Here is a 12,538-nt window from a genome sequence, read left to right on the forward strand (position 1 = left end):
AAAATTTAAATATAAAACCTAAGCATTACTACTGTCTTTGGTGTTTTTTTACGATGTATGTTTTATGTTGAGGCATATTTTAGAGATTTAGCAAATTATTAGTCTTAATTTTATCATATTCAAATATTCAATAATTGTTTTGATCTAAATTGTTAATTCACATGATAAAGTAAATTAAAAAAAGATCAAATACATATTAGAAATCAAATTTTAATAATTATGAAAAACATTTTACTGAGATTAGTACTTGTTTTATTTACTACAAGTTTTTTTGCTCAAGCAAACAATGTATCAGTTGTTAACGATGCAAAAGGGTTTAAACTAGTAGTCAATGGAAAAGATTTTATTGTAAATGGTATCAATTGGGATTATGTTCCAATAGGATACAATGTACTCGATGCTAAATTCTGGGAAAAACCAGACGATATTATCAAAGCAGCATTGGATGGAGAAATGCCTTTATGGCAAAATATGGGTGTAAATGCCATAAGAACTTACATTGGCATGCCTCCAAAATGGATTACTTACATCTATGAAAACTTCGGAATCTATACAATGATAAATCATCAATTTGGTGCTTATGGATTAACTTTAGATGGTATTTGGTATCCAAAAACAAAATACGGAACCGAAAAAGTTAGAAAACATCTTATAGACGAATCCGTTAAAATGGCTAAGATGTATAAAGATACACCAGGTTTTCTACTATTTATGTTAGGTAATGAAAATAACTATCATTTAACTTGGGAAGGAGCAGAAACTGATGAAGGAATCATTATAAACGACCAAGACAAAGCAAAAAGAGCAGAAGCAAGAGCTATGTATAAGCTATTTAATGATGCAACTTTAGCTATTAGAAATGTTGATAAAAACCATCCAGTAGGTCTTTGTAATGGAGATTTATTGTACTTAGATATTGTAGCAGAAGAATGTAAAGATATTGATATTTATGGTACTAATATGTATCGTGGAGTTTCTTTTTCTGATGCTTTTAGCAGGGTAAAAAAAGAATTTAACAAGCCAATTTTATTTACAGAATTTGGTTCTGATGCTTTTAATGCAAGAGATAATAAAGAAGATCAGTTAATGCAAGCCTATTATATGGTTAATAACTGGAAAGAAATATATGCAAATGCTTACGGACTTGGAAAAGCACAAAACTCTATAGGAGGTTTTACTTTTCAATCAAGTGATGGTTGGTTTAAAGCTGGTTTTGACGAGCGTAAAAATGCAGATGTTCATGATAGTGAAGCTTCTTGGGCAAGTAATGGTTATAGTAGAGATCAAGCAAAACCTGGAGATAAAAATATGAATGAAGAATGGTTTGGTATTGCTGCTAAAGGACCAACAGATATAAGAGGGTTATATACATTGTATCCAAGAGCGTCTTATTATGCTTTAAAAGAAGCCCATAGTTTAGATGTTTTTGAAAGTTCTTCTGTTTCAGTAAAAAATCATTTTAAGAAGATAAACTTAATGGATGCTGTCTTAAGAGCAAGAGGAGATAAGGCATCAATGGGAAGTACTGAAAAAATAAAAATAAGCAATTTAAGAGCAGAATTCACAACTTTTAACACTGGTGGAACTCTTTTAACCACTCCTCAAAATTCAGACGGAACTGGTCAAACAATTCCAGACAGGAGAGGTTTTGACCACATGCAATCATATTATATTGGAGTTAAAGGGCAACCTACTTCTAATATGAAAGCAGAAGTTAATTTTAATATTCTTGGAAATGTCCCAGGAAATCCAATTGATGATATTTTCTATGAAAATGTAGGTAGACCAATACAAGTAGATTCTCCTAATGGAATAGTAACAATAACAGATAATAATAGATTAAGAGTTTATAATGCAGAGTTTGAGTGGAAAGCAAAAGATTTTGACATGAGAGGTTTTTACAGAACTGGTCATTATCACTGGGGGTATGAAGGAGACCTATTTGGTTTGTATCCAGAAGCAAATTATGGACCAAATTTAGACATTTATAATGGAGAAATTTTAGGAATTGAAGTAGATGGAAAAGGGGCTCTTAAAGGTTTAAAAGCTGCATTTGGACCACAACTTTGGTGGGGAGCAAATCCTGCAGTACTTTTAAAATATCAAAGAAAAATTGGTGGTTTAGACTTTGCTGCTATTTATCATAAAGATTTAGTATCTGGTAATGGTATAGATGCAAATGGGAATCGTGTTTTAGATCCAGTTCAAACAAGAACAGGTGTAATTCCTGCTTTACCAACAGAAAGAGCTACAATAGCTTTCGAGAAAAAAGGGAAAAATTTTGGTTGGACTGTTGGAGCAATTTGGGGTGGTAGACCATTAAATGGAAGAACATTTCAAGTAACCACAGGAACCTCAGGTAATTATACAGTTTATAATGATAAAATTAAAACTAAAGACAACTGGGGAGGTAAAGCAAAAATCACCTATACTAAAGGAGGTTTTAACTGGTATGCACAAGGTTCTGTTATGGGCTTAGTAGCTAATGGAGGTGCAGACCCTACATTAACTTTTACAGGATGGAGATTAAAAGACTCAGGAAGTGGAAACATGAGTAACTTCTTATCTGGATTTGCTTATAATTTTGGAGGAAAATTTCAAATAGCACCTAACTTCTTATATCAGAAACCTTTAATAGATCCAATGCCAAATGATGTTGGAGCTCCAGGTAGATTAAGAAATTTTGTAGATGATCCTTTCGTGGTAAGAGGTGGAAACAGAGAAACCACAGCTGGAGAAATTTTATTTACTTATGATCCAACACCAGCAACATATATGTATCAATGGGATAATGATAGAGCAGAAGATGCGCCATTTGCAATGAATCTTGGGTTTGTATATCGTAGTTTACCAACCACGCAAGATGCTGCAATTGGTTTCTTAGCAAATCGTCAATCTTTTGCATTTTCAAAATCTGCACCAGCACAAGATTTATGGGAAATTCATTCAAGAATGGTCTCTAAAGTTAATCCAGAATTAGGTTTAGTAGCTAATATGTATTATGGTACTGCTCAAGCAAATGGAGATAGTGATCGATTAATTTATAGAGGAGGAGCAGATGTAAGAATGATTTTAAATAAAATGAAAATTACAGCAATGGCTAAGTTTAATGACTGGGGACCTTTTGATTATCACAGAGATTTCAACTTAACATTTCCAACACAATTAATGTTAGACGTGTCTACTTCAATAGGTAAACCAGATTGGTTCATTTTACCAAATACCAAAGTGGGTTTAAGAGGAACTTGGCGTTCTTTAAACGAGTTTTCTCCAAGATATTCTCCAAATGCTACATCTAGTGCATTTGCAACACAACCAACAGTAAGTCCAACAGGATTTCCAAATGGTTCAGAATGGGAAATTAGAACATACATACACATTAACATTGGTAAATAAAAAAGAAGATTATGAAGACACAAAAATATATATATTCAAAAATCAGCTTCTTTTTAGGGTTGATTTTGTTAACAACAATAAGTTGTGAAAGAGAATTATCTGATGATATTGTAGAGGCAACATTCACAAAAAATCCAGATATTTTTATTGATGCTTTTAGTGCTGGTTTAGATTACCAACCATTTGGAGATTCTTTTCAAGAAGCGTTTAGTGTAGATACAGAAACAAAATTTGAAGGTTCATCATCAATGAGATTCGATATTCCTGTTTTTGGTGCAGGTTATGGAGGTGCTAATTTCCCTGTAAGCTCACCAAGAGATTTATCTAGTTACGATGCTCTTACTTTTTGGGCAAAAGCCTCACAAGGAGCAGATATTAATGAAATTGGTTTTGGTATTAACGGTTCAAACAATAATAAATACCAAGTATCTAAAAAGAATTTAGCTATTTCTACACAATGGAAAAAGTATATCATTCCTATTCCAGATGCATCAAAACTTACAGCAGAAACAGGTCTATTATGGTATGCAGAAGGAGCAAATAATCAAAATGATGAAGGAGGATATACCTTCTGGTTAGACGAAGTAAAATTTGAAAAATTAGGAACCATTGCACAACCAAGACCAAAAATCTTAGAAGGTGTAGACAAGTCTGAACAAACATTTATAGGTGCTACTATTACAATTAATGGTTTATCACAAACTTTTAATTTAGAAAACGGACAAAACTCTCAAGTTTCAACAGCTCCTGGTTATTTCGATTTTAAAACAACGGATGCAACTGTAGCAACTGTAGATGAAAAAGGAGTTGTTACAGTATTGGGTAAAGGAGATGCTACAATTACAGCTTCAATAAATGGTGTTAATGCAGCTGGTTCTTTAAAAGTAGAATCTTTAGGGCCATTTACTGCAGCACCAACACCAACACAACCAGCTACTAATGTTTTATCAATTTTTAGTGATGCATACACAAACCAGCCTGTAGATTTCTATAATGGATACTACCAGCCTTTTCAAACAACTCAAGGTCAAAATGATATCAATATTAATGGAGATAATATTATAAAATACAGCCAATTAAATTTTGTTGGAATAGAATTTAAAAATCCAACAATTAATGGAAGTCAAATGAAATTTTTGCACATAGATATTCAAGTTGAAAATCAGATAAAAGCAGGAGATTTTATTTCAGTAGAATTAGCAGATTTCGGAGCAGATGGTGCTTTTGGTGGTGGAGATGATTCTAGTGGTAGAATTAAATTTGATGGGAGCAAATTTACAACAGGAAATTGGGTGAGTTTAGATATACCTATTACAGATTTTGGGTTAACAAGTACTTTAAATTTAGGGCAAATGTTGTTCATCACAGATGGTACAAACCCTGCAATTCCAGGAAGTATTACAGATATTTTAGTAGATAATATTTATTTATACAAAACAACTGGCCCAACAATACCTTTTAATTTTGATGGTGCTAATATAGATTACAATTTCGACACTTTTAATGGTGCTTCTTTTAGTGTTGTAGATAACCCTCAACAATCAGGAATCAATGCAACTGCATCTAAAGTTGGAGCATTAACAAATGTTGGAAGAAATTGGGAAGGTGGAGCAGTTATTTTAGAAAACCCAGTAAATTTTGCGAATGGCAATAAAATAAAACTAAAATTATATGCAACTACAGCAGTTCCTGTGCTTTTAAAATTCGAAAATGGTACAAATGGTGCTGCAAATATAGAAGTTGCTGCAAACCATACAGGTTCAGGTTGGGAAGAGTTAGAATTTACTTTTACATCAACAAATCAATATGGTAAATTAGTATTATTTGTAGATGGTCCAGGGACAACTTCTGGAACTTTTTATATAGATGATGTTGTACAAACAAACTAAAATTTAAAAGAATTTAATATGAATTTCATACAAAAATATAAATCACAACTACATCCAATAGCAATCGCTATTATATTAATTGTTTTTTCAAGTTGTGATACGAGTGAAACTCAAACTGTAACCACTTTAAATAAGTTAGTTTGGGCAGATGAGTTTAATACAGATGGTGCACCAGATGCAACAAAATGGAAGTTTGATGAAGGTAATGGAACAGCCCAAGGAATTCCAGGTTGGGGTAACAATGAGTTACAGTTTTATACCAAAAGATCAGAAAATGTAAAAGTAGTAAATGGTAATTTACAAATTACAGCTTTAAAAGAATCTTTTATGGGTTCTGGTTACACATCTGCCAGAATTTTAACTAAAGGATTGTATCAAAGCAAATATGGTAGGTATGAGGCAAAAATAAAATTACCTTGGGGACAAGGAATTTGGCCAGCATTCTGGTTACTAGGAGATGATGCTAATGGAACAAAGGTTTGGCCACAAATAGGTGAGATTGATATTATGGAATACAGAGGTCAGCAACCTACTAAAGTAGATGGTACAATTCATGGACCAGGATACTCAGGAGCAAATGGTATTACCAAAAGTTATTCTTTAAAAAACGATCGTTTTGATACTGGGTTTCACATTTTTGGTATAGAATGGGGTCCAAAATATATCAACTTTTATGTTGATGATGTTTTGTACAACCAAATAACTCCTTCTAATTTACCTGATGGCGCAAATTGGGTTTTTGATAGTAACGAATTTTATATCATTTTAAACCTAGCAGTTGGAGGCAATTTTGTAGGACCTCCAAATGCAGAAACTGTATTTCCGCAAACTATGGAAGTAGATTATGTAAGGGTTTACAATTAAAAAAAAGCTAACTGAGTTGGTGGTTTTTACTACCAACTCAAAATATAGAACTAAACTTAAAAACTACAATTTTCATCTTTAAGATGTTTTCAAGTACGATTTATAATGACAAAAAACACTATTTATTTAGGTAAGAATAAAATTCAACATCAATCTTTAGAAGTTAAAGGAGAATTACTGAATTTTGATAACGAAGTCTATTACAAAATATCTAACAGCGATAAAATGAGACCATTTTTTATGAGTCTTGTAAGCAACTCAAATCATTGGATGTTTATATCTAGTAATGGTGGTTTAACTGCTGGTAGAAAAGATGCAGAAAGTGCATTATTTCCTTATTATACAGATGATAAAATTACAGAATCTGCAGATGTAACAGGTAGTAAAACAATTGTACAAGTTCATAAAGATGAAAAGACATTTCTTTGGGAACCTTTTTCTGATAAATATGAAGGTGTTTATCAAATAAAACGAAATTTATATAAAAATAATTACGGAAACAAAGTAGTTTTCGAAGAGATTAATGAAGATTTAGGGCTAACTTATAGATATCACTGGAATACTTCAAACGAGTATGGATTTGTAAGAAAATCAAACTTAATAAACAACATAAATGCGAATATAGAAGTAACCATTTTAGACGGTATTCAAAATATTTTACCTTATGGAGTTACTTCTGCAATACAAGGTATTCGTAGTAATTTGGTAGATGCTTATAAAAAATGCGAATTAGAAACAGATTCAGGAATTGGTATTTACGCATTAAGTGCCATTATTGTTGATAAAGCAGAACCAAGTGAAGCTCTAAAATCAAATTTAGTTTGGTCTTTGGGTGTTCAAAACCCAAAATATTTAATTTCTTCAAGACAATTAGATGCTTTTAGAAACGGAAAAGAAATTGAACAAGAAGTAGATGTAAAAGCAGAAAAAGGGGCATATTTTACCATTCAAGAATTAAGTTTAAAAGCCAATGAAGAACAATCTTGGATGCTAATTGCAAATGTAAACCAAGATTTAAATGCTTATCACAACTTGTCTAATATCATCAAAAAAGAGAAAGATATAAAAGCATTACTTCAAAAAAGTATCGATGAAGGAACAGAAAACTTAATAGAGTTAACAGGTGCTTCAGATGGTTTGCAGTTAGGTGAAATTCAACTAAGAAATACAAGACACTTTGCAAACACGCTTTTTAATATTATGAGAGGTGGTATTTTTGATAACAATTATCAAATAGAAAAAGATGATTTTTTAAAATACCTATCAAAAGCAAATAAAGATGTCTTTAAAAATCAACAAGAAATAGTAAACAATTTACCAGAAGAATTTACAGCAGATTTTATAAAGAATTTGTCAGAGAATAATAAAGACAAAGACTTTAAAAGATTGTGTTTTGAATATTTGCCTTTAAAATTTAGTAGAAGACATGGAGATCCAAGTAGACCTTGGAACCGTTTTTCTATCAATACCAGAAGTGAAGTAGATGGCTCTAAAATCTTAGATTATGAAGGAAACTGGAGGGACATTTTTCAAAATTGGGAAGCTCTAGCACATTCATATCCAGATTTTATAGAAGGGATGATTCACAAGTTTTTAAACGCTTCTACTTTTGATGGTTACAACCCATACAGAGTTACAAAAGGTGGTTTTGATTGGGAAATTATAGAACCAGATGATCCTTGGTCTTACATTGGTTATTGGGGAGATCATCAAATTATTTACCTATTAAAATTCTTAGAATTTATAGAAAACTATTACCCAGGTAAATTGGCAAAAAACTTTACAGAAGCCATTTTTGTCTATGCAAATGTGCCTTATAAAATTAAAAGCTATCAAGAAACACTACAAAACCCAAAAGATACCATTGATTTTGATGAAGAATTAAATCATAAAATAGACGATTTAAGAGAAAAATTAGGAGCAGATGGCGCTTTGTTAAGAGATGCAAACAACAATATTTACAGAGTAAATATGATGGAAAAATTGTTAGCAACTGTGTTAGCAAAAGTGTCTAATTTTATTCCAGAAGGTGGTATTTGGATGAATACACAAAGACCAGAATGGAATGACGCCAACAACGCTTTAGTAGGTAATGGAGTTTCTATGGTTACTTTGTGTTATTTACATCGTTTTATAAATTTTTTCGAAAACGTAGTTATAAATGCAGATATAAATGAATTTAAAATCTCAGAAGAATTAGCAACGTTTTTTAATGCTGTAATTGTACCACTAAAAGAAAACGAAAATATTTTATCAAAAAATATTTCTGATGCAGATAGAAAAACAATTTTAGATGGAGTTGGTAGTGCTGGAAGTAATTACAGGTTATCAATTTATGAAAACGGTTTTAAGAATAAAAAATCGAATGTTTCTAAAAACGATTTATTAGAGTTTTTTAAAATCATAAAAAAATATACACAACAAACTATAGATACTAATAAACGTGATGATAATATGTATCACGCATATAACTTAATGACAGTAAAAAATGAGAAAGAAGTATCAATTTCTTACTTGTCAGAAATGTTAGAAGGCCAAGTTGCAGTATTAAGTTCTGGGCACTTATCGCCAAAACAAGCTTTAGCAACTTTAGATGGTTTAAAAGCAAGTGCGTTGTTTAGAGAAGATCAATACAGTTATATCTTGTATCCTGATAAAGATTTAGGAAGGTTTTTAGATAAAAATAACATTCCATCAAAAGCAGTCCAAAAATCAAAATTACTGCAACAATTATTAGCAGATGGTAACAATCAAATCTTAGAAAAAGACGTTGCAGGCAATTATCATTTTAATGGTAATTTTAATAATGCCGATGTTTTAAAATCTGCATTAGAAAATCTTGAAGAAGCTTACCAACCTTTAGTAAATGAAGAAAAAAAGGTGCTCCTAGAAATTTATGAAGAAATGTTCGACCATAAATCTTTTACAGGAAGATCAGGAACATTTTTTGGTTACGAAGGTTTAGGTTCAATCTATTGGCACATGGTTTCTAAATTATTGTTAGCAGTTCAAGAAAACTGTTTGTTAGCAATTAATACAAATGAAAGCGAGGCAGTTATAGGTAGGTTGTTAGACCATTATTACGAAATAAACGAAGGAATAGGTGTGCATAAATCTCCAGAATTATATGGTGCTTTTCCAACAGATCCTTATTCACACACTCCAGCTACAAAAGGAGCACAACAACCAGGAATGACTGGGCAAGTAAAAGAAGATATCTTATCTAGAATGGGTGAGTTAGGTGTGTTTGTAAAAAATGGAGAGATTACTTTTAACCCAAGATTATTAAGAGATGAAGAGTTTTTAAAAGACACTAAAGATTTTGATTATGTTGATGTAAATAGTAATAAAAAAACAGTAACGCTCAACTCTAAAACTTTGGCTTTTACGTATTGTCAAGTGCCTATTATTTACAAATTATCTGATAAAAATAAATTAAAAGGATTTTTTACAGATGGTAAAGAGTTTGAATCGAGTGATTTAAAGTTAGACTCAAATAATAGCGATAAATTATTTAAAAGAACTGGAGAAATAGAAAAGATAATTGTTTCAATTAAAAGATAAATAGGATTATTAAAACCAATCAAAAAGCATAAAATTATGAAAGCAAATTTTAGTATGTATATCATTGCATTTATAGTCTTTTTTTGTGTTGGATGTAATTCAGAAAAAAAAGTAAAAAAAGAACAAGAAGTTGAAATGACAGCAGAAAAAATTTTAGGGAATCCCCAATATTTGGCAATTTCTTATGGAGGTTACAGAGAAAAATCTAGAGAACAACAGCCTACTATCCAACAGTTAAAAGAAGATTTAAAAATTCTTTCTGCAATGGGTATTAAAATTTTAAGAACCTACAATGTACAACCTAAATTGCCTCACGCATCTAATGTTTTAAAGGCAATAAAAGAGTTAAAAAAAGAAGATTCTAACTTCGAAATGTATGTAATGTTAGGTGCTTGGATAGATTGTTTAAATGCTTGGACAGACAAAGTGCCAAATCATGATGTAGAAAGCCCACAAAACGAAGGAGAAATTGCAAGAGCTGTAGCTTTGGCAAAAGAGTATCCAGATATCATAAAAGTAATTGCAGTAGGTAATGAAGCTATGGTAAAATGGGCAACAAGTTACTATGTTCAACCTAGCGTAATTTTAAAATGGGTAAATCATTTACAAGATTTAAAGAAAAATGGAGAACTCTCTAAAGATTTATGGATTACAAGTTCAGACGATTTTTCTTCTTGGGGTGGAGGAGATGAAAGTTATAGAGTTAAAGATTTAGAAGATTTAATTAAGGCTGTAGATTATGTTTCTATGCATACCTATCCTTATCATTATTCACATTACGTCCCAGATTTTTGGAAAATTCCAGAAGATGAGCAAAACCTGTCAGATTTAGAAAAGACAAACAATGCAATGTTACGTGCTTTAAAAAAATCACAACAACTTTTTAAAGATGTTTCAGATTACGTAAAAAGTATCGATTCTACAAAAACAATTCATATTGGCGAAACTGGTTGGGCAACTATTTCTAGTGGACATTATGGAGAAAACGGTTCTAGAGCTACAGACCAATACAAACAAGGCTTGTATTATAAACAAATAAGAAATTGGACCAATAAAGCTGGTATTTCTTGTTTCTATTTTGAAGCTTTTGATGAGCAATGGAAAGATGCAAACAATCCTAATGGTTCAGAAAATCATTTCGGATTGATAAACTTAAAAGGAGAAGCTAAATATCCACTTTGGGATATGGTAGATAAAAGAGTTTTTAAAGGATTAACCAGAAATGGAAAACCAATTACCAAAACATTTAATGGCGATAAAGAAGAAATGATGAAAACTGTTTTAGTACCAAACACAGATTATCCAAGATAAAGACATTTTTATGAAAACAATAAACTATTTTTTTAACATATCACTTTTTGTATTGATGATAAGTTGTACCCAAAAAGACAATAAATTAGTTGTAGATGTTTATGAAACATCTGCAGCTGGTAACAAATTAACAAAGATTTCTAATTTTGTTGATGCTAATAACGCTTCAACTATAAAGATAAATCCGGACACAACTTTTCAAACTATTACTGGTTTTGGAGGCGCATTTACAGAATCATCAGCCTATTTACTAAATCGTTTAAGTAAAAAAAATAGAGATACTATTTTACAAGCCTATTTTTCAAAAGATGGTGCTAATTACTCTTTAACAAGAACACACATGAACTCTTGTGACTTCTCATTATCTCAATATTCATATTCTCCTGTAGAAAATGATATGGAGTTAGAACACTTTACAATTAAAGAAGATAAAGACGATTTAATTCCAATGATAAAAGATGCAATGAAAGTATCTAAAGACGGGTTCAAAATTTTTGCATCACCTTGGACAGCTGCTCCTTGGATGAAAGATAATAACAAATGGGTTGGAGGTAAGCTATTGCCAAAATACTATGATACTTGGGCTTTATTCTTTTCAAAATATATAAACGCTTATCAAAAAGAAGGCATAGATATTTGGGGGTTTACAGTAGAAAATGAACCACATGGAAATGGAAATAACTGGGAAAGTATGCATTTCTCTCCAAAAGAAATGACCGATTTTGTAGAATTTCACTTAGGCCCAAAATTAGAAAAAGACGGTTGTGGAGACAAAATTATTTTAGGATATGACCAAAATAGAGCAGGTTTAAAAGAATGGGTAGATGAAATGTATCGAGATGAAAACTCATCAAAATATTTTCATGGAACTGCTATTCATTGGTACGAAAGTACGTACGAAGTTTTTCCAGAGGCACTACAATATGCACATAATAAAGCCCCAAATAAATACTTAATAGAAACAGAAGGTTGTATAGATAGCGAAGTTCCTGCTTGGAAAGATGATATGTGGTATTGGAGTAAAGAAGCCACAGATTGGGGGTATGATTGGAGAGAAGAAGAAAAAAAATATTTACATCCAAAATATGCACCAGTAAATAGATATGCAAGAGACATCATTGGTTGCCTAAACAATTGGGTAGATGGTTGGGTAGATTGGAATATGGTTTTAGACAAACAAGGAGGTCCAAATTGGTTTAAAAACTGGTGTGTTGCTCCAATAATTGTAGATCCAGAAACAGACCAAGTGTATTTTACACCAATTTATCAAGTTATGACTCATTTCAGCAAATATATTAGACCACAAGCAAAAGTAATTGGAGTAGATAGTTCTGATAAAGGTTTACAAGTTACAGCAGCAAAAAACACAGATGGATCTATTGCAATTGTTGTTTTTAATGAAGGTAAAACAAAAAAGAGTTTCAAATTAGCGTTAGCAGAAAAAGAAACATTAATAAATATAGATGCACAAGCATTACAGACTATAATGATATCAAATAAATAAAACTAAAAAT

6 protein-coding genes are annotated in these 12,538 nt (G+C 31.4%); all 6 read left to right on the forward strand.

The features are described from left to right. Positions 1-219 precede the first annotated feature (219 nt). On the forward strand, positions 220-3,396 hold the full coding sequence (locus ACY2RW_RS10535; RefSeq protein ID WP_490122689.1) for a glycoside hydrolase 5 family protein: 3,177 nt from the start codon (positions 220-222) through the stop codon (positions 3,394-3,396). Between the two features lie 11 nt (positions 3,397-3,407). After that, entirely contained in the window at positions 3,408-5,285 is a 1,878-nt protein-coding gene (locus ACY2RW_RS10540; protein ID WP_490122690.1) for an Ig-like domain-containing protein, read from the forward strand. A gap of 18 nt (positions 5,286-5,303) precedes the next feature. Beyond that, positions 5,304-6,149: a glycoside hydrolase family 16 protein gene (locus tag ACY2RW_RS10545; protein WP_490122691.1), complete on the forward strand. Its 846-nt coding sequence runs from the start codon at positions 5,304-5,306 to the stop codon at positions 6,147-6,149. A 105-nt stretch (positions 6,150-6,254) separates the two neighbouring features. Next, entirely contained in the window at positions 6,255-9,713 is a 3,459-nt protein-coding gene (locus tag ACY2RW_RS10550; protein ID WP_490122692.1) for a hypothetical protein, read from the forward strand. Between the two features lie 36 nt (positions 9,714-9,749). Next, a complete protein-coding gene (locus tag ACY2RW_RS10555; protein WP_490122693.1) occupies positions 9,750-11,024 on the forward strand; it encodes a glycosyl hydrolase family 17 protein in 1,275 nt (424 codons plus the stop codon). Positions 11,025-11,034: 10 nt separating this feature from the next. After that, entirely contained in the window at positions 11,035-12,528 is a 1,494-nt protein-coding gene (locus ACY2RW_RS10560; RefSeq protein ID WP_490122694.1) for a glycoside hydrolase family 30 protein, read from the forward strand. The last annotated feature ends 10 nt before the right edge of the window (positions 12,529-12,538 follow it).

This window comes from Polaribacter sp. 2305UL8-11, assembly GCF_058147165.1.